We start from the raw sequence: 19,650 nt of genomic DNA, 5'->3' as shown, positions 1-19,650 counted from the left end.
GAGTGGGGCAATGAAAAAGGGCCCGAAGGCCCCTGTCAGTTGAGTTCATCCCAGCGCCAGTATTTGGCGGCGCCGATGGTCGCTTGCAAGGCAATGCCCGACTCGGTGAGCTGGTAGGTGGTCACGTCTAAATCCACCGACTGATTGGCCGCCACATCGCCGCCGCTGTCGTTGGCCTTGGCGGTGGCTTCGGCCTGGGCCGAGGCGTCCCAGCCAAAGTCGCGAAAGCGCTCGAAATCCGCTTTGTGCTTGAAGATAACCACTTCGCTGTAGTCCTTGATCCCCAGCCCAAAACCGATACCGCCACCGCCCATGCGCATGTAGGTGTGGTGGCCTGCCTGGTCGGTGAGCACGCCGTAGCCACCGGAGGTGGACAGCAAAATCAGGTTCTGGTTGGCCAGATCAAAGACGCCGTAGCCATAGGCGTTGGCGATTGTAGTGCGGGCTCCTGGGTGCTTGGCATAGAGCTTTGCCAGGGTTTGCTGCTGCATTTGCAGCACCGCCTGGCGTTTCTCGGCCGGGGTGTCACCGGTGCTGGTGCAGGCCGAGAGCAACAGAGCCAGGCCCAAGGATGCGGTCAGGGTACGTAATGCCATGGGTTCCTCCTTATTGCTGCCTCTGACTATAGGCGGCCCGGATGAACCCTTACCAAAAGGGCGCCATTTGGCGCCCTTTGGTTAAGCTTCGAAGCCGTTACCGTTAAAGGTCAGGCCAAGAAAGTGCAGCAATTGCTGCGGGGTGCTAAAGCGCTGCTGGAAGGCGGGGGTCATCATTTCGCCGACCGAGAGCTGCTCGCTGGGGCTTGCCTTGATGGTCAGCTCGTGGCCGCCCTGGAAGAAGTCTTGCAGGGTTTGGCGCTGGGCGTCGGTGAGCACCGGGTTCATGGCAACCTGCTGGCCCAGCTGCTGCTGAAGGCTGGCCTTATCGAGGCCGGTATCGGCAGCGCGCAAGCGGTAGAACAAGTCCACCAGGCCGCCGTCTTTTACCCGCAGGCTAACGTTGTTGATCACCATTTGCTGAAGCTTGGGCATCATCTGGCCCAGCAACTGACGCTCGGCGTCGGCGCCCCTGGGCTGGTTGTCTTTCAGCTTTTGGCTGTACTGGTTGGCGAACTCGATAAAGGGGGTGGCACCGGCGGTGCTGAACTGCATTTCCACTTCGCCAAGGGACTTGTCGTCCAGCAGTGTGCTGGACTCAAAGGTGCCTTTGCTGGCGTCGTAGTGGCTTTCCAGGCGGCCGTGAAGCTTAACCTTGCCCAGGGCATCCTTGAGCTCGGCTGGGGCTTGTTGCAGCAGCTCTGGGCTCAGCTCCAGGCCGGAAAATTCCGCCAGGCTGTGGGGCTGCACCTGGTCCATGTCGAAGTTGTTGGAGCTGACTTCGGCCACTTTGAACAAGCTGCCTTCTGGGCCTTGGAAGTCAAAACCGCTGATGCTCCAGCTGTGGGTCAGAACGTTAACCGAGGCATCGCTGTAGCTCAGGGTCATACCGTGTTTGGCAAACTCCTTTTGTTGAATAGCGATGGTATCGTTGAGCTGCTTACTCAAATACCAGTTGGTGCCCAGCACGCCTACGGCGCCGATAACGGCAACGGCGATAACGCCTTTGATGACTTTGCTCATGGGGGATGTCCTTATCAGGGGTGCAATAAAGAAAGCGCCCATCATAGGGGCGCCTTTGGGGGCTGTAAAGCGGGCTTAGAACACCCAGTGGGCCACGGCGGCAATCACCGGCAGGGTCACCAGGGTACGCAGAATGAAGATAACGAACAGCTCGATAAAGTTGACCGGAATGCGGCTACCCAGCAGCAGGGCACCCACTTCGGAGAGATAAATCAGCTGGGTCACCGACATGGCCGCTACCACGAAGCGGGTCATTTCGTTGTCTACCCCGGTAATGAGCACCGAGGGGATGAACATGTCGGCAAAGCCCACCATCACCGTTTTGGAGGCGGCCACCGCTTCGGGAATGCCCAAGAGTTCCAGATAGGGCACAAAGGGTTTACCCAGCCAGCCAAAGACCGGAGTGTGCTCGGCGATGAGCAGCGCAATGGTGCCCACCGCCATCACCACCGGCAACACTCCCAGCAGCATGTCCAGGGCGTTTTTGATGCCATCGCCCAGGGGCTTTTTCAGGCTCTCGATGCTGTCGGCGCGGTGCAGGGCCCGCTCCAGGCCAAAGCTCATCACGCCGTGGTGGCCGGGAATGGCTTCTTCTTCACCGGTGCGGGGGCTGCCACCGATAAAGTGATCTTTCTTCCAGCTAAGGGGCGGCAGGCGCGGCACCACGATGGCGGCTACCACACCGGCCAGGCAGATGGCGCCGTAAAAGGGCAGGAAATAGCCTTCCAGTTTGACCTGGGCCAGCACCACCAAGGAAAAGGTGATGGACACCGCCGAGAAGGTGGTGCCGATGATGGCTGCTTCTTTTTGGGTGTAAAAGCCGCCTTCGTATTGCTTGCCGGTCAAGAGAATGCCCACCGAGCCGTCGCCCAGCCAGGAGGCAAAGCAGTCCACGGCGCTGCGCCCGGGCAGCTTGAATACCGGCCGCATTACCTTGGTCATCAAGGTGCCGACGAATTCGAGCAGGCCAAAATCCAGCAGCAGCGGCAGCAGCAAACCGGCAAAAATAAACACCGAGAACAAGGTTGGCAGCAAATCGCCAAACACCAGGCCGCCGGTGTTGGGGTCCAGCAGGTAGGCCGGGCCCTTGCCGCTATAAATCAGCACAGCAAACACGGCGCCAATCACCCGCACCAATGTCCACAGCCAGTTGGGGCAAAACAGGCCCTTGAGAAAGGGGCTGGCCATCACGTTGGCGGGTTTGAACAGTTGGGAAAAGACGGTAACCAGGGCCGAGAGGCTGACAATCAGGGTCAGCAGGATGGGCATAACCCCTTCCAAAAGCGCTTTAAAGCTCTTGGCCACCACCGCAATGGCGATGGTGATGTCGCCCTGGTAGCGCAGCGGGGTCATGAAAAGGCCGATCCCAATCAGCGATGGGATAAGGAACATCAGATAGTTACGAAGCCTGGAGCCTTTGAATTGGGGGGCGTCTGCGGCTGTCACCTTTTCCACGTTGGACTTTCCTTTCAGGGCCCTCGGGGCGCTCTTTTTTCAAAGGGCGCAAGTGAACCACGGGCCGCTGCCCGGGTAAAGAGCAGCGGCGGGGGACTTTGGCGGGGATCGCAAAATAACGGCTAGCCCCAAAGGGCGGCAAAGCGGGCCAGCAGCGTCTCTTTACTTTCAACCTCTCCCTGGCTGATGCAATCGATGGGGCAGGCGTTGACGCACTGAGGCTCAGGGTAGTGGCCCTCGCACTCGGTGCAGCGGGCCGGGTCGATTTCATAAATGGCAAGGCCCATGGTGATGGCCTTGTTGGGGCACTCGGGCTCGCACATATCGCAGTTGATGCAATCGCTGTCGATGCTCAGGGTCACGGTGTGTCTCCCAGGCGGACCAGCAGGCCCAGGCGGCAGTCGATTGCCTGGGGCAGCGCCACTTTCACCTGATGGCCATCGCCGGGCGCCACGGCAATGGGCTGGCCTTTTTTGTCAAAAAGGGCCTCAAGGTGCAGCGGGTAGTTCCCCTTGGGGGTGACCAGCAGCAAGTTATCGCCCAGGGCAAAGCGGTTTTTGACGGTGATATCGACACTGCCATCCTGCTGCTGCTCGCCCAACACTTCCCCGACAAACTGGTGGGGCGACTCAGGTTTGCCGCTTTGGTAGTTTTGCAGGCTGGCCGGGCCATGGCGGCGCAAAAAGCCCTCGGTGTAACCGCGATTGGCCAGATGTTCGAGCTGTTGCAGGTAACCCTCGTCAAAGGGTTTACCGGCCACGGCATCGTCGATGGCCTGGCGGTAAATCTGGGCGGTGCGGGCCACGTAATAGTGGCTTTTGGTGCGCCCTTCAATCTTCAGCGAATGCACCCCCATGGCCACCAGCGCCGGCACATGCTCCACCGCCCGTAAATCCTTGGAATTAAAGATGTAGCTGCCGTGTTCGTCTTCTTCGGCGGCCATCGGCTCGTTAGGGCGGCTTTGCTCGGTAACCACCATGATCTGCGGCTCGCGGCTGACCACATCGCCGTTTTGGTCTTCGCGGGCGGCGCTGGCCTTGTATTGCCAGCGGCAGGCGTTGGTGCAGGCGCCCTGGTTGGGGTCGCGTTTGTTGATGTAGCCCGACAGCAGGCAGCGCCCGGAAAAGGCCATGCACAGCGCGCCGTGCACAAAGACTTCCAACTCGGTGCCGGGGCAGCGCTCACGGATAGTGGCGATTTCCTCAAGGGACAACTCCCGCGACAGAATGACCCGCGCTATGCCCTGGCGGGCCCAAAAGTCGACACTGGCGTAGTTGATGGCGTTGGCCTGCACCGACAGATGAATGGCCATGTCCGGGAAATGGCTGCGCACCAGCATAATCAGGCCGGGGTCCGACATGATAAGGGCGTCAGGGCCCATGGCAATGAGCGGCGCCATGTCACGGATAAAGGTATCGACCTTGGTGTTGTGGGGCTGGATGTTGGCCACCAAGTAGAATTTTTTGCCAAGCTCATGGGCGCGGTCGATGCCCTGCTGGATGTTCTCGGGGGTAAAGCTGTTGTTGCGCACCCTCAGCGAATAGCGGGGCAGGCCGGCATAAACGGCGTCGGCGCCATAGGCAAAGGCGTATTCGAGGTGCTTGAGGCTACCGGCAGGGCAGAGCAGTTCTGGGGCTGGCATGGAATATTGGGCTGGCTGCTAAAGGGAGCGCAGCATAGCGCCGCTTTGCATGGATGAAATTGATCTGCCTTAAGGTATAGTGATTAGGCACTATAACGATGAATGGCTCGATAACCATGGCCAATGAAAACGACTTGCTTGCATCCTTGATCCACAAGATCAAGAACGACTCACTGATCCTGCCCACCCTGCCAGAGGTGGCGTTGCAGGTGCGCTCGGCCACCGAAAAGGACGAGATAGCCCTGGACGAACTGGCCGATATCATCCGCCAGGATCCGGCCCTGGCCGCCCGGGTGATCCGCATGGCCAACACCGCCCATTACCGGCGGGTGGCAGCGGTAGACTCCATCCAGGGCGCCCTTGGCCGCATCGGCACCCGCCAGATCCGCTCCATGGTCACCGCCGCTGCCATGCAGCAGCTCTTTATCTGCTCCCACCCCATCATTGAGGACGTGATGATGACCGAGTGGGAAGAGAGCGTGTCGGTGTCCAGCGCTGCTTGTCTGCTGCTGGGTTCGTATCTGACAAGGGGCGGCGCCAACCCCCGGCAACTGACGGTGGACGGCGCCCAACTGGCGGGGCTTATCCACAATATCGGGGTGCTGCCCATCCTGGCCGAGGCCGAGCAAATGCCGGACGCGGTCACCAGCCCTTATCTGCTGAAAAAGGTGCTCAACCGCCTGGCCCAGCCACTGGGGCTCAATATCCTGCGCTCTTGGGGTTTTAACGAGGACCTGTTAAAAGTGGTGCGCCACTGGAAGGACCCGGACTACAAGGCCCCCGAGCCCGATTACGCCACCTTTGTGCGCTTAGGCGCGCTCAGCTGCGGTTTGCTTCAGCGCTATGGCGTCGACACCGATGCTTTGACCGCTGAAGCGCTGGCCAAGGGGCTGATCCCCTCAAGTGATTACTTTGAGGACCCGGCTTTTACCGAGCCCTTGGCGGAACTCAAAGAAGCCTTCGACCTATAAAAAACGCGGCCTTGGCCGCGTTTTTTCATGGGTTTTTGTTACGCCAGTTGGTCGGCCTCACCGCCCAAGGCGGCCAGCAGTTCGGGGATGAACTGCTCGAAGGTGCGGGTCATCAGCACGAAATCGGCGTCCAGGCGGGCAACCCGGTCGGTGCCGTCGATATCGTCGTTTTCTTCACGCAAGACATCGGCAAACTTGAGGCGTTTGATGCCCAGGTTCTCGTCCAGCACGAAGGACAGGTTGTCCGGGTAGTTGATGGCGAGCTTGGAGACCATGCGCTGGTTGTCGAGGATGGTGCTTATCTCGTCGTCGTTCAGGGCCTGCTTCTTGGTGCGAATGACGCCGCCTTCTTCGAGCAGGGATTTAAACTCTGCCTCGTCTTCCACTTCAAAGGGCTTGGGCGCCTGGGTTTTTAGCCAGTCGGTGAGGCTAACCGCCACCGGGGTGGCTGCCGTCACTGGGGTGACCGGCAGCGAGCCGATGGATTTACGCAGCAGCCCCAGCACTTCTTCGGCGCGAGCGGCAGAGGACGAGTCCACCACCACCAGGTTTTGTTTTTCACTGATGTAGGCGTAGGTAAAGCGGCTTTTAACAAAGGCGCGAGGCAGCAGATCGGTGACGATCTCTTCCTTCATGCTTTGTTTTTCCTTGCGGCCAACCGGGCGGCCCTGGGCCTGCTGGATTTCGTCGACTTTCTCGTCCAGCAGCTCTTTGATCACGCCGCCAGGCAGCAGTTTTTCTTCCTGGCGTACACACAGCAGCCAGCAGCCGTCGCCAAAGTGGGCCAACTCGCCCTCTTCGCGGCGGGTTACCGGGTTTACAAAGCCATAGCGGGCGATGTCCTGGCTGCCGCAGGGGCTGAAGCGGTTGTCGGCCAGGCGTTGGGTAAAGGTGTCACCCACCAGCCCAAGTGGCTTGGTCAGGCGGTACAACATCAGGTTTTTAAACCACATGGCGGGTCCTTCAATGCGGGTGAAGGGCAAGAGTATATGAAAGGGAGCAGATGGGTAAAAGCGTTTCTAAATGTCGCACAGGTCACGTTTTTGCGGTATGGACGCCTGGCGGTCGGTGCTAGACTCCCGCTCTTTGTTTCGGCCAAAAGGCCGGAACCGGTGTTCCCCAACAAGTAATACAGCCATGAAAGAAAACCAAGATATCTGGGCACTGCTCCTCTCCTACTTCAGTGCCGCTGTGGACTGGCTCAATGGATTGCTGTGGGGATCGGTATTGATCTACCTGCTGATCGGTGCCGGTCTGTACTTTACGCTTCGTCTGAAATTCATTCAGGTGCGCCATTTTGGCCACATGTTCTCGGTGCTGAAAAACTCCCGCCAGGGTGACAGCAGCGGCGTGTCCTCCTTCCAGGCGCTCTGTACCTCTCTTGCCGCTCGGGTTGGTACCGGCAACTTGGCCGGGGTGGCGGTGGCGCTCACCGCCGGCGGCCCCGGCGCCATCTTCTGGATGTGGCTGATTGCCTTTATCGGCATGAGCACCAGCTTTGTCGAAAGCACCCTGGCCCAGGTGTTCAAGGTCAAGGACAAGCACGGTAACTTCCGTGGCGGCCCGGCCTATTACATGCAGTTTGGCCTCAAGGCCCGCTGGATGGGCATCTTGTTCTCGCTGTGTCTGATTTTGGCCTTCGGCTTGGTGTTCTGCGCCGTGCAGTCCAACTCCATCTCCGAGGCGGTGGAGTCGGCCTTCTCGGTGCCGCGCTGGATAACCGGCGTGGCCACCGTGCTGCTCACCGCCCTGGTGGTGTTTGGCGGCCTTAGGGTGATTGCCAGCGTCGCCGAAGTGGTAGTGCCCTTTATGGCCCTTGGCTACCTGGCGGTGGCGCTGATTGTGGTGGGCATGAACATCTCTGAGCTGCCGGCCATCTTCAAGCTCATCATCGGCTCTGCCTTTGGGGTCCAGCAGGCTGCTGGCGGCCTTGCCGGTTACGGCATTGCCAAGGCGATGATGGAAGGCATTCAGCGGGGGCTTTTCTCCAACGAAGCGGGCATGGGCTCTGCCCCCAACGCCGCTGCCACCGCCGCGCCTACGCCGCCGCACCCGGCCTCCCAAGGCTACGTGCAGATGCTGGGGGTCTTTGTGGATACCCTGGTTATCTGCACCGCGACTGCGTCCATCATTTTGCTGTCTGGGGTTAAGATCACCGGCGGCGTGGAAGGGGTCAGCCTGACCCAAGCGGCGCTCAGCTCCCAGGTGGGCGGCTGGGGTAACGGCTTTGTGGCCATAGCGCTGTTCTTCTTTGCCTTTACCTCAATCATGGCCAACTTCTACTACGCCGAAATCAACGTCGATTTCCTCAAAGACTCCGACACCGCCATCCGTATCTACCGGGTGCTGGGGCTGGGCATGGTGATGTTTGGCGCCGTGGCCAAGCTGCAAATCGTCTGGGATATGGCCAACCTCGCCATGGCGCTGATGGCCATTGTTAACCTCATTGCCATTTTGCTGCTGTCCAACATCGTTTTTAAGGTGGCCAGAGACTACAACTGCCAGCGCGCCGCCGGTAAGACGCCGTTCTTTGATCTGCGTAAATTCCCCGAGCTCAAACCCAAGCTCGCTCCCGGGGTTTGGGAGCAGCAAAAGAGCAGCGAGCGAACGTAGCAATCGACAGATAAGCGGCCCCTAGCGGCCGCTTATCTGTTAGAGTGGCGGGCACTTGATTTAAGGAGTCTTGCCCATGTTGATGCTGGTGTCCCCGGCCAAATCCCTGGATTTTGAAACCCCGCCCGTTACCGACACCTTCACCCAGCCCGAGCTGCTTGAGCAAAGCGCCGAGCTTATCGACGTGTGCCGCCAGTTGTCCCCGGCCGAGCTGTCCAGCCTGATGAGTATCTCCGACAAACTGGCTGGCCTTAACGCTGCCCGGTTTACCGAGTGGCACAGGCCTTTTACCCCCGATAACGCCAAACAGGCGGTGCTGGCCTTTACCGGCGACGTGTACACCGGCCTCGATGCCCCAAGCCTTGGCGACAAGGGCCTGGGTTATGTGCAAAAGCACCTGCGCATCCTCTCCGGTCTCTATGGCCTCCTCAAACCGCTGGATCTGATGCAGCCCTACCGCCTGGAAATGGGCACCAGCCTTAACAACCCCCGTGGCAGCAACCTCTACCAGTTCTGGGGCGATATCGTCACCGACAAGGTCAACCAGGCCCTGGCCGAGAGTGGCAATGACGAGCTGGTGAACCTGGCCTCCACCGAGTACTTCAAGTCGGTCAAACCCAAGCAGGTCAAGGGCCGGCTTATTACCCCGGTGTTCAAGGACGAGAAAAACGGCCAGTTCAAAATCATCAGCTTCTACGCCAAAAAAGCCCGGGGCATGATGGTGCGCTATGCGGCCGACAAAGGCCTTGGCAAAGCCGAAGACCTCAAGGCCTTTGACTACGGCGGCTATTTTTTCAGCCCCGAACAATCCAAGGGCGATACCTGGGTGTTCCTGCGCCACGAGCAATAAAATGCATTGATAAAAAAAGCCGGCAACTGCCGGCTTTTTTGTTTAGATGCGAAATTGCCTGACCAGGTTGCCCAGGCGTTCGGTTACCCCCGACAAGCCCTTGGCAGTGCCGGCGGCGCCTTTGGCATCGTCGGCCACGCTGTCTACCTCCCGGGCAATTTGGGTCATGCTGCGGCTGATCTCCTCGGCCACTGCGTGCTGCTCTTCCGAAGCGCTGGCTATCTGGGCGTTCATGTCGTTGATGGTTTCAATCAACTGGGCAATGGCGTCCAGGGATTGGCCGGCTTCATTGGCCAGCACGCCGGTGCTCTGGCCGGTTTCGCTGGAGCGGCCCATGGTAACTACCGCCTGCTGAGTACCCTGTTGCAGGCTGTCTATCATCTGCTGGATCTCTTGGGTACTTTGCTGGGTGCGACTGGCCAGCGCCCGCACTTCGTCTGCCACTACCGCAAAGCCGCGGCCGGCGTCACCGGCCCTGGCCGCTTCAATGGCGGCGTTGAGGGCCAAAAGGTTGGTTTGGTCGGCAATGGAGCGGATCACCTCCACTACGCTGGCGATGGCTTGTACGTCGTTTTGCAGCTGGTCCAGTGACTGGCTGCTGTCGCTAATCTCGCCAATCAGCAGGTGAATGCTGTCGATACTGCGGCTCACCACCTGTTTGGCGCCTTTACCTACGTCGCTGGACTCACGCGCCGCCGTGGCGGCTCCTTGGGCGCTGGTAGACACCTCAGAAGCGGCGGCCGACATCTCGTGGATGGCGGTGGCTACCTGGTCGGTTTCGTGGCGCTGGCGGTTCATGGCCGCCTCGGAGCGCTGGGCCTGGTCGGCCATGTCGCCAACCAGGTTGTTGAGCTGGCCGGTCATCTCGGTGATTTGCCGCACCAGGCCGTGGATTTTCTCCACAAAGCGGTTAAAGGAGCGGGCCAGGGCGCCCAGCTCGTCCTGGCTGCGCTCAGGCAGGCGGCGAGTGAGGTCACCTTCGCCGGCAGCAATGTCGTCGAGGTTTTCCTTGATAACCAGTAGCGGCTTAACCAGGCCCCGGCCAAGCACGGTGCCCACTATCGCCACCACGACCAGGCTGCCGAGAATAACGGTGACAATCAGCGACGTAATGTTGTTTATACGGCGCTGGGTGGTGGCTGCCACCTTGGCCACTTCCACGTCGATATCGTCGAGGTTTACCTGGGTGCCGAAGGCCAAATCCCATTTCGGCAGGTAACTGGTGTAGCCGAGTTTGGGAATGGGCTTGCTGCTGCCGGGCACTGTCCAGTCGTAACGCAGGTAGTGGCTGCCGTCTTTGGCGTTATCCACCAGGCCGCGAATAACGTAGACGCCGTTGGCATCTTTGGCGTCGGCAAAGCTTTTGCCGATATCGATGTTCTTGTCGGCCCAGAACACCCTTTTGTAGCTGGAATCGTAACCGAAGAAGTAACTGGCTTTGTCGTACAAAAGGTGTTTGAGGATCTCAAGAGCCTTGTCGCGGGCGGCCATGTCGCCGGGCGCTGAGGCATCGTAAATCGGTTTGATGGCCGCTTCGCCGATCTCCTGATAGTGCTTGAGGGCCAGCTTACGTTCTTCCAACAAGCGCTGCTGGGTATGGGCTACTTCCTGGGCTGCCAGGTTTTGCAGGACATACCAGGTGATGGCACTGATAACCGTTGCCATCAGCAGGCAAGGCACAATAGCGAGCAGAATAACTTTCGATTTGATGTTGATAGCCAAGGCTTACTCTCCCTTGTCAAACGACAGTGGCAAGGATTGGATGAAAGGGTAGGGCGCAAGGCACCCAATGGTGCTGACGCCGCCTGGGCTAACGACTGCGGTCAGTGTGAAGAACCTTTCTGTTACTGGCTGTAAGCGACCTGGGGTGGTCCGATCTTTAGCCAATCAGGCATTAGGGGTTCTACCTTTTATAAGCAATGCCTGCACACCAGTCTGGTGCTGCCAGAGGAATATGCCAACTGGCTGATTGTAAAAGTCATTTATTGGTAGCTTGCGCAGGATCTCGGCACTGGCTCAACTGAGTGCTGTGAGCGGCCAAGCAGTCTGTGCAATTTTCAGGCAGCGAACCTTGTTTAGCGCTATAAGTCATTTGCATGAGTCAAATAATCGCAAATGCCTAATTGCGATGCTTGTATAAACCAAATGCAGCAGGTTGTCGTGGCTTTGGAATCCGTTTATCACATCCGTTTTCGCTCCTGGTTATGGCTCGCCTTCCTGCGCCACTCCATCGTGCCGCTATTGCTGGTGGAAGCATTGTTGGTGGTGGCGTACCTGGCCACCAATGCCACTATTCGCAACAGCAACATCAACTACTTGCATGACACTGCAACGGTGGCTCTGGCCCACGAAGCCGAGCGAGAAGCGGAGCTTATCGTAAGTCGCTTGAGTGGCGTCGAGACTTTGCTGAAGGTATTTGCTGAGCAAACCGCCAAGGCGCTGCAAACGCCCTACCGGCAGGTGCCGGCTGAAGAGCGGGCCAACTACGTGCGCAATGGCAATGGTGTGCTGCACAGCATCGCCGATATCGGTGGCGCCGCCTCTTTTTACTCTGCCATTACTCCGGCTGAACGCCAGAGCCTGGACAAGGTCTACCGCCTGAGCCGGCTGGACCCCTTGATGATATCGCTGGTAGAAGACCAGCCGCTGGTTGTGCAGAGCTATTTCAACAGCTTTGACAGCTACAACCGTATCTACCCTTTCTTCGATACCCAGGCGCAGTACCTGGCTACCCTGGATATTCCCAGCTTCAACTTTTACTACCTGGCCGACGGCGCCCACGACCCAAAGCGTGAACCGGTCTGGACCAATACCTATCTGGACCCGGCCGGCAGTGGCTGGATGACGTCGGTCGTTGCGCCGGTGTATCGCGGTGATTTTCTCGAAGGGGTGGTGGGTTTTGATATCACCATGGAGAGGATCATCCACACCATCCTCGCCATCAAGTTACCCTGGCAAGGTTATGCCTTGCTGCTGGATAACGACATGACCATGCTGGCTGTGCCCGAGTCCGGCCAGCGAGACTTTGCCTTACCTGCTCAGCCGCAAGGCCTTAAGAAAGTATCTGAAGAAACCGCGCTGCCGGCTGCCTTTAATCTGAATAAGCGCCAGGACACTGCGCTTCTGGCCCGCGCCATTGCCGCCAAGCCCAAAGGCGTTATGCAGATGCAGCTGGGCGGCAGTAACCGGATGTTGGCTTGGGCGCGGATCCCCGACAACGGCTGGACGCTGCTGACCGTGGTGGATGAAAACACCCTCTTTGCCAATGCCAACGGCCTGGCGCAGCGATTTCGGCATGTCGGGCTGCTGATGATCGCGGGGTTAGTGCTGTTTTATCTGGTTTTTTTCTTGTACGTCCACGCCAAAGCGCGGCGCCTCAGCGACAGCTTGTCCGGGCCGGTTGGGGCCATCATCGACATGGTCACTGCTATCAAAAAGGGCAATTACCAGACCAAAGCGCCGCCTTTGCCGTTGGTTGAGCTTCAGCATTTTGCCAATGGGGTAGCCGATATGGGCCAAGCCCTGGGCGAGACCGTTGCCGCCCTTGAAGCCAGCGAAACCCGGGTCCGTCAAGCCCTTGAAAACAGTGGTGATGTGGTGTGGGAATATTGGCCCAATAACCATCAGTTTTTGGTGTATGCCCATAGTGGAAGCGGCCAGCCCCCTCGCTCGTTAAGCCTCAGGCAGTATCTGGACAGTTGCCATATTGATGACAGGCAGCGCATGCAAGAGGTGCTTGGGCAGGCATTGAAAACCGCCGAGCCCTTCAGTCTTGATTACCGGGTAAAAAATAGCGCTGGTGATTGGGTCTGGCTCAATGCCAGGGCCCAGCTCAATACTCCAATTAACGACCCACAGCCCCGTGTTACTGGCATTACCGCCAATATCAGCCGCCGCAAGGCAATCGAAAGTGCGCTCAAAGAAGCCCGAGACGCCGCAGAAGAGGCGAGCAAGGCCAAGTCGCTGTTTTTGTCTTCTGTGTCCCACGAGCTGAAAACGCCGCTCCATGCCATTTCGGGGTTCAGCCAAGTACTGCAATGCCAGGTGACAGACCCCGCCGCATTACGCTCTGTTAACCAGATAGTGGCGGCCAGCCAGCACCTTAATCAGTTGATTGAAGACTTGCTGCTGCATGTGCGGCTTGAAAAACACAGCCTGAGCCTCGCTCCGGCCCTTATTGATCTGGCCGATGTTGCGGGGCAATGCCTGGCAATGATGGCCCCCGAGGCGGCCAAGCGTCAGGTAGTACTTAACAGCGAGCTTAGTGGCTCTCTTAGTTATCTTGGGGATGGTGGGCGTATCAAGCAGGTGCTGCTTAACCTGCTCAGTAACGCCATCAAATACAACAAGGCCGGCGGCTCTGTTGTGGTGGGCCTAACCTACCGGGAAGGCAACATCGGTTTTGAGGTGAAAGACACCGGTATCGGCATTCCTAACCACAGCACGGCGCGCATCTTCGAGCCGTTCGAGCGGTTAGGCAACGCCAACTCGGCCATCAACGGCAGCGGCATTGGCCTTGCGGTGAGTAAGGAGCTGGCGGAGTTGATGGGAGGCTATATTGAGGTCAACAGTAAAGAAGGAAGCGGTTCCACCTTTACTTTCTGGCTGCCCTGGACAGGAGAACGCGCAGATGAGGTCAGTTGATCCGGCAATCAAAAATGCCCAGATCCTGGTGGTAGACGATATCCAGACCAATGTATTGCTGATGACCGAGATCCTCGACATCGGCGGCTACCGGCATATTCACAGTCTTACCGATCCTCGCCAAGTGCTGGCCTATATCCAATCGCAGCCGGTAGACCTGTTGTTGATGGACCAAAACATGCCGGGCCTGACCGGCCTGGAGCTGGTGGATGTGCTGCGTGAGCACTTGCTGACGCCGCCGCCCATGATCATGGTGACCGCCCTTAACGACAGGGAGCTTCGCCACCAAGCCCTGGGTAAGGGAATTTGCGACTTCATCGTAAAGCCCTTTGACGTGCAAGAAGTGCTACTGCGCATTACCAACACCTTGGAGCGCAGCTTCCTGCACCGCGCGTTGAACCAACGGCTTTGGGATATGGAGCAACTGGTAGAGCAGCGCACCAGAAAGCTGCGCGAGTCACAGATGGAAATCATCTTCAGCCTGGCCAGGGCAGCAGCCTATCGCGACAGCGAAACCGGCGAACACGTTATTCGCATCGGTATGAGTGGTGCCCTGTTGGCTCGCCATATTGGCTGTGACCCCGATTTTTGCGCGCAAATCGAGGTGGCGGCGCCCATGCATGATGTGGGCAAAATTGGCATCCCCGACCAAATCCTCCTAAAACCCGGCAAGCTCAACCCGGATGAACGCAAAATCATCCAGCAACATGCCAGCATCGGCCATCAGATCTTGGGTGCTGGTACCAAAAGCGAGCTTATCAACATGGCGGCTGAAATCGCCTACTGCCACCACGAATGGTGGGATGGCAGCGGTTACCCAAGGGGCCTTAGAGGTGAAGCCATTCCCCTTTGCGCCCGCATTACCAGCGTCTGTGACGTCTACGACGCGCTGCGTTCAACTCGCCCCTACAAAGAGCCCAAAGGGCCACAACACTGCGCGCAAATGCTGGAAGCCATGGCTGGTTCTCAACTTGACCCGCGATTGGTGAGCGCCTTTTTAGAGGTCCAGGACGAGGTAGAAGCTATCCGGGAGCGGCTGGCGGGAGCCTGCACGCCTGATGTGTTGGGCGGCGCTGCGCTGCAGGCCGGATAAAAAAGCCGCCCTTGGGCGGCTTTTGGGTTAGTTACAGCTGGCGCCGAAGATGGACTGGGCCCATTCGGGGTGGTCGATAAAGGGGTTGCGGTTGTGCTGGCGCTCAAACACCCGCTCGTTGCGGCGCCGCTCCCAATCCGATACTGGGTCCTGGGCGCTCCATTCCAGCAAGGTGCACAGGTCGCCAAGCTGGGCCCCACTGGTGCCGGTGCTGTTCACCAGCGTTAAATCCGGCACTCCTGAGCTGTCGTTCCCTTCGTAGCGTACGTCCATGTAGAACAGCATCCGCGCCACATCGCCTTTTACCGCATCGGCCGGTTCAAAGCTGTCGCTGTCGGTTTTGTTCTCGGGCGATTCGCTAAGGGCGGTGCCGCCCCAGTCAAAATCCTTGTTGCCTCGGGCGCTGTTGATGGACACATCGGCCGGGCGCAGGTGGTTGATGTCGGTGTAGGCGTATTGGCTGGACGATGGAAAGCCGTGGCTTTTGGCCCAGACATGCTCGCGGTTCCAGGCGTCCTGGTCGTTGGTCTGGCCGGCCCTGAAGCTCTTGGCCTCGGAGCGGCCAGAGTAGAGCAAAATCACGTTGTTGCTGTTGTTTGGGTCTTCGTCGGTGTATTCCAGTTGGTCCCAAACCTGGGAATAACTGAAGTGCACCGCGTCTTGCAAGATGGCGTTGAGGGCCGCCTTGAGGGCGCTGCCGCTTTTACCCAGGGCCGAGGCGTAGTAGCTGTCGGTGTCGCTACTGCCGCCGCCGGTATCGCCGCCATCACCACCGCCGTTATCGCTGCCGGTGTCGAAGCTGGCGGTCAGGCTGACGCCGCTGTAGGTGGCGTAACCGTAAAGGCTGACAAAGACCCGGCCGGTGGCGGACACCACGCAGCTTTCGCTGTTACCCGACTGAATGGAGCGGCAATCGTAGCTGCTGGTACTGGGGGCGCTGCCTGCTTTGAGGTAGAGGTCGGCATCACCGCTGCCGCCACTGGTCACTACTGTGACCGGGGCGTTGTCTACATCGATGTAGAAGCTTTGCAGCTGGCCACTCTGGCCGCCAAGGCCGGTGCTGGCCACGCCGTTGGCAAGAGCGGTGGCGCTTGGGGTGCCGCTGCCGTCATCGCCGCTGCCACAATCGCTTTGCAGCGGCCCGCTGCCGGGGCTGCCGGCCGTGGCGGCGACTCGCCAATCGTCTTGGTTGCTGGTGGCCGTCAAGGCCGCCCGCTCGATGGCCACGTTGCTGGCGTTAAGGCTCCAACCGGAAAGACCGCCTTCCCAGCCCACCTGGTCGATAAGGCTGGTGCCTTGCAGCAATTTGACGTAGTCGCCGGAGTTACCCAGCGCCAGGGTCATGCCGCTAATATCGGGGTTACTGCCAAATAAGCTGTAAAAGCCGCTGCTGGAGCGGGCTACGGTGAGGTAGCCGCCAGCCGGCAGGCTGCCGCTCAGGCTGAAACTGGTGCTGTTGTCCTGCAATTGGTAGCCGGACAGATCCACAGCGCTACAGCCGCTGTTGTATAGCTCGACAAACTCCTCGGTACTGTCGTTGTTGGGGGCGTCGTACAGCACTTCGCTGATCACCACCTGCCCCTGAGCCGTGGCCGCCAGGCCCAGACTCAATCCTAAAAGCCAAAAAGGTTTCATTATCAACTCCCTGTGATTGTGGTTTTGTGTGCAAAGGCACCGGGCTTTGATAAAGGAATGTTAAAAAGTGGGCAATGGCATTGCCCGCTTTTTGACCTGCTTATTGGCTATCTTCGCGAAAAATTCATCAAACCAGGCAGCCTGAACCGTGCCCGATTTTTCTCTGCCTTGGGAGTCAGGGGGTGAGGTTGTCCTGGCGCATTTTTAGCACGTCCAGGCCTTGAATGCGTTTGATGGTGCAGCGCTGGCCACCGTAGAGCACCGCATCGCTGCGTACCCGGATCAGGGCATTGCCGCGGCTAAACGCCAGGGCCGGTAGGGTGGAGTCTAAAAAGCAGCCGGTGGTGGTGGTGAGCAGGTAGGCCTTGTTTATGCCGTCCCAGATGATCACCTGGTCGCGGCTGGCGATTTCAAAGCGGCTGAGGCTTAACGAGCGAATTTGCTGCTCTTCGCTGCTGGTGTACTGCTGCCAGTCCACCGGTTCGGCCGGTTTGGCGGCGCAGGCGCTGAGCAACAAGGCCAGCAGGCTAAACAGGATGCGCATCGGGTCACTCCTTGTGTTGGCTCCCGTCCTTTATAGCGCGCCGTGCCGGGCGAGTATAGCGGCGGGCACCAGAGCGGGCAGGGCCCTGGTGCCAAGCTGGCTTTACTTGAATACCCCATCGGCCTTGAGCAGCTCGGTATTGAGCTGGTCAATCTTGACCACAGGGCAGCGCTGGTGGTCGTAGATGATGGTGTCGGTGAGGGGGTTGAACATTTGGTCGCGGTTGGTAAAGCCCAGCACCGGGTAGGAATTGTCAAAGAAGCAGCCGCCGGCGGTGGTGACCAGGTAGGCTTCTCTTGGGCTGTCCCACAACACTACCTGATCGGTACCGACAATCCGGAAATTACTAAAATCGGGGTTCATAACGTCTACCGCTTGGCGGGTCACGTACTTGTTCCAAGGGATAGGTTTGGCTTTGGCTTCAGGGTGACTGGCACAGGCACTGAGCAGCAGGGGCAGAGCAACCAGGGCGGTTTTGAGCACGACTTTCATTACGGCTTCTCCTCTGTTAAGTACAAGATTTCAGAGGGCTATTATGGCCAGAAGTGCGGCGCCATTATGGAAATAGTCTGTTTGCAGGGCCGCTAAAATTCCTCGCCGGGGATCTTGTCAAAATCCCCCGAGCCAGACGAGAATAGAGCGCTGTTTGGGATGTCCTTTCCCGGCAGTTGGCCGACCGGCCATTTTCTTTGTGTTTTCAACAATATCAATTCTTTACCTGAATAAGGTGCGGAGTGCGTGCTGCATGACTGTAGTGAATCCGTGCGTTTCCTGTGGTGCCTGCTGCGCCTATTTTCGCGTGTCCTTTTACTGGGCAGAGTCGGAACTGGGCGGCGGCACCGTACCCGATGAGCTGACCTCACAGGTCAACCCGTACTTGAGCTGCATGAAGGGCACCGAGAGCCGCAATGGCTGCCGCTGTGTGTCCTTGGGTGGCGACATTGGCCAGGCGGTGGCCTGCACCATGTATGAAAAGCGGCCCAGCCCCTGCCGGGAATTTGAATACTCAGGCTTTCTTGGCATTCATAACCCCGATTGCGACAAGGCCCGTGCCCACCACGGCCTGGCTCCGCTGCCGATCATCCACATCGCACCGGCGGCGTGAGGCAATAAAAAAGGCAGCTTGCGCTGCCTTTTTTATTGGGCCGGGGCTTACTCTTCGCCGGTCTTGCCGCGGGCGACATCGCTGCGCTGGCGGGCTTCACTGCCGCGCGGCGCACCTTTGTTCTTGGTGTCGCGGTGGCGCAGCTTTTTGCGCTCCAGTTGCTTGCCTTCCTTTTTGGCCTTTTTCTTCGCCAGGGCCTTTTTGGCACTGGGCTTGAGGGTCTTGTCCTTTTTCTTTTTCACCGGCTCTTTGAACTTGGACTTGGGCCGCAGCTCGTCCACCACTCGCACCTTGATGGGGTCGCTCTGGTAGCGCTCAACCCGGCGCAGCATGGACAGATCGTGCGCCTCAATCAGGTTGATGGCGGTGCCTTTGGCACCAGCCCGGCCGGTACGGCCGATGCGGTGGATATAAATGTCGGCGGTGCGGGGCATGTCGTAGTTGATGACATGGCTGATGTCGTCGATATGCAGGCCGCGGGCGGCCACATCGGTGGCCAGCAGCACCGGCACCTGGCCGCTTTTAAAGCGGGCCACGGCGTTGTTGCGTTTGTCCTGGGCCATTTCCCCCTGCAACCACACGCAGGGCACTTTTTGCCCGGCCAACTGGTCACGCAGTTCGGCCAGCTTGTCGCGGGTTTTGACAAACACCAGCACCTTTTCGGCTTCCGGATCTTTCAAAAGCGCCAGCAGCAGCTTGAACTTGTGGGCTTTGTCGTCGCAGTAATAGGCCCACTGGTGGATTTTCTTGCGCTCGCGGCGGGACGGGTCGGCGCTCAGCTCCACCGGATCGGTCAGCGCCTTCTCGGCAAACTGCTCGAGGTTATGGCCTTCGAGGGTGGCAGAGAACAGCAGGGTCTGGCGGCGCTGCTCGCATTTCTCGAGGATCCGCTCCATGTCCTTTTGAAAGCCCATTTCCAGCATGCGGTCGGCTTCATCGAGGATAAGGATCTCCACGGCGATGCAGTCAAACAGGTCTTTCTCGATGTACTCCACCAGCCGGCCAGGGGTGGCTACGATGAGGTCTACTTCGCCGCCCAGGGCCTTGCCGTGGACTTTATAATCGACACCGCCAATCACCGAGCCGATGCCGATGGGGGTCTTGCCGGCCAGGGCCTTGGCGTCGGCTTCTACCTGCAAGGCCAGCTCGCGGGTGGGGGTGAGCACCAGAACCCGTGGCGGCTCCTTGCGCTTTTTTGGATAATCCAACAGGTGTTGCAGGGCCGGCAGCAAGAAGGCGGCGGTTTTGCCGGTGCCGGTGGGGCTCATGGCCAGCAGATCGTGACCGTCCATGGCAGCCGGAATGGCCTGGCTTTGGATGGCGGTCGGTTTCTTAAAGCCCAGTTCACTGACGGCTTCAAGCAGGGCCGGGTCCAGTTCCAGATGTTCAAATGCCATGGGAGTTCCTCAGGTTGGCCTGCAACACAGGCAAGGGGGCGCTGATTTTAGGCAAAGTGGCACTGGGGTACAATCTCGCAGC

The 19,650-nt window shown here is 58.8% G+C and carries 17 protein-coding genes; 6 read left to right on the top strand and 11 right to left on the bottom strand.

Translation table 11 applies throughout. The features are described 5' to 3' along the window. Positions 1-35 precede the first annotated feature (35 nt). The 5 genes from AC22G1_RS15555 to trhP form a co-directional block, all read right to left on the bottom strand. Positions 36-596, bottom strand: a complete 561-nt coding sequence (locus tag AC22G1_RS15555; protein WP_487314179.1) for a lipid-binding SYLF domain-containing protein — start codon at positions 594-596, stop codon at positions 36-38. A gap of 81 nt (positions 597-677) precedes the next feature. Beyond that, positions 678-1,619, bottom strand: coding sequence for an aq_1923 C-terminal domain (locus AC22G1_RS15550; protein ID WP_487314178.1), 942 nt, complete (start codon positions 1,617-1,619; stop codon positions 678-680). A gap of 75 nt (positions 1,620-1,694) precedes the next feature. After that, on the bottom strand, positions 1,695-3,074 hold the full coding sequence (locus AC22G1_RS15545; protein ID WP_487314177.1) for a YjiH family protein: 1,380 nt from the start codon (positions 3,072-3,074) through the stop codon (positions 1,695-1,697). 122 nt (positions 3,075-3,196) lie between these two features. After that, positions 3,197-3,436, bottom strand: a complete 240-nt coding sequence (locus AC22G1_RS15540; protein ID WP_050657684.1) for a YfhL family 4Fe-4S dicluster ferredoxin — start codon at positions 3,434-3,436, stop codon at positions 3,197-3,199. After that, a complete protein-coding gene (gene trhP, locus AC22G1_RS15535; RefSeq protein ID WP_487314176.1) occupies positions 3,433-4,716 on the bottom strand; it encodes a prephenate-dependent tRNA uridine(34) hydroxylase TrhP in 1,284 nt (427 codons plus the stop codon). Before trhP ends, AC22G1_RS15540 begins: the two co-directional genes overlap by 4 nt. 116 nt (positions 4,717-4,832) lie before the next feature. Between trhP and AC22G1_RS15530 the strand changes: the two genes are divergently transcribed. After that, on the top strand, positions 4,833-5,687 hold the full coding sequence (locus tag AC22G1_RS15530) for an HDOD domain-containing protein (protein ID WP_487314175.1): 855 nt from the start codon (positions 4,833-4,835) through the stop codon (positions 5,685-5,687). Positions 5,688-5,725: 38 nt separating this feature from the next. On the opposite strand, the gene rdgC is transcribed toward AC22G1_RS15530, so the two are convergent. Beyond that, the gene (gene rdgC, locus AC22G1_RS15525) at positions 5,726-6,640 is read right to left on the bottom strand and encodes a recombination-associated protein RdgC (protein WP_487314174.1); all 915 of its coding nucleotides are present in this window, start codon (positions 6,638-6,640) and stop codon (positions 5,726-5,728) included. Between the two features lie 184 nt (positions 6,641-6,824). Between rdgC and AC22G1_RS15520 the strand changes: the two genes are divergently transcribed. Together AC22G1_RS15520 and yaaA are read left to right on the top strand one after the other, a co-directional pair. Continuing rightward, entirely contained in the window at positions 6,825-8,300 is a 1,476-nt protein-coding gene (locus tag AC22G1_RS15520; RefSeq protein WP_487314173.1) for an alanine/glycine:cation symporter family protein, read from the top strand. 76 nt (positions 8,301-8,376) lie between these two features. Next, on the top strand, positions 8,377-9,150 hold the full coding sequence (yaaA, locus tag AC22G1_RS15515; protein ID WP_487314172.1) for a peroxide stress protein YaaA: 774 nt from the start codon (positions 8,377-8,379) through the stop codon (positions 9,148-9,150). Positions 9,151-9,192: 42 nt separating this feature from the next. Here the strand turns inward: yaaA and AC22G1_RS15510 are convergent, their stop codons facing one another. After that, positions 9,193-10,872 carry a methyl-accepting chemotaxis protein gene (locus AC22G1_RS15510; protein ID WP_487314171.1) on the bottom strand — a complete coding sequence of 560 codons (1,680 nt, stop codon included), beginning with the start codon at positions 10,870-10,872 and terminating at the stop codon, positions 9,193-9,195. Between the two features lie 423 nt (positions 10,873-11,295). On the opposite strand from AC22G1_RS15510, the gene AC22G1_RS15505 reads away from it, so the two are divergent. Beyond that, a complete protein-coding gene (locus AC22G1_RS15505; protein ID WP_487314170.1) occupies positions 11,296-13,794 on the top strand; it encodes a sensor histidine kinase in 2,499 nt (832 codons plus the stop codon). After that, positions 13,781-14,887 carry an HD domain-containing phosphohydrolase gene (locus AC22G1_RS15500; RefSeq protein ID WP_487314169.1) on the top strand — a complete coding sequence of 369 codons (1,107 nt, stop codon included), beginning with the start codon at positions 13,781-13,783 and terminating at the stop codon, positions 14,885-14,887. The genes AC22G1_RS15505 and AC22G1_RS15500 overlap by 14 nt, the downstream gene beginning before the upstream one ends. A gap of 27 nt (positions 14,888-14,914) precedes the next feature. Here AC22G1_RS15500 and AC22G1_RS15495 read toward each other — a convergent pair whose 3' ends face one another. From AC22G1_RS15495 to AC22G1_RS15485, 3 genes are all read right to left on the bottom strand, one after another. Continuing rightward, positions 14,915-16,522: an endonuclease gene (locus AC22G1_RS15495; RefSeq protein WP_487314168.1), complete on the bottom strand. Its 1,608-nt coding sequence runs from the start codon at positions 16,520-16,522 to the stop codon at positions 14,915-14,917. 175 nt (positions 16,523-16,697) lie between these two features. Further along, positions 16,698-17,066, bottom strand: a complete 369-nt coding sequence (locus AC22G1_RS15490) for a DUF6491 family protein (protein WP_487314167.1) — start codon at positions 17,064-17,066, stop codon at positions 16,698-16,700. Positions 17,067-17,168: 102 nt separating this feature from the next. Then, the gene (locus AC22G1_RS15485) at positions 17,169-17,558 is read right to left on the bottom strand and encodes a DUF6491 family protein (protein WP_487314166.1); all 390 of its coding nucleotides are present in this window, start codon (positions 17,556-17,558) and stop codon (positions 17,169-17,171) included. Positions 17,559-17,811: 253 nt separating this feature from the next. Here AC22G1_RS15485 and AC22G1_RS15480 point away from each other — a divergent pair, with 253 nt between their 5' ends. Beyond that, on the top strand, positions 17,812-18,171 hold the full coding sequence (locus AC22G1_RS15480) for a YkgJ family cysteine cluster protein (protein ID WP_487314165.1): 360 nt from the start codon (positions 17,812-17,814) through the stop codon (positions 18,169-18,171). A gap of 47 nt (positions 18,172-18,218) precedes the next feature. Here the strand turns inward: AC22G1_RS15480 and srmB are convergent, their stop codons facing one another. Then, positions 18,219-19,568 carry an ATP-dependent RNA helicase SrmB gene (gene srmB / locus AC22G1_RS15475; protein ID WP_487314164.1) on the bottom strand — a complete coding sequence of 450 codons (1,350 nt, stop codon included), beginning with the start codon at positions 19,566-19,568 and terminating at the stop codon, positions 18,219-18,221. Between the last annotated feature and the right edge of the window lie 82 nt (positions 19,569-19,650).

It is taken from the genome of Gallaecimonas zhanjiangensis, assembly GCF_057624825.1.
This window is presented reverse-complemented; position numbering and strand designations above follow the sequence as displayed.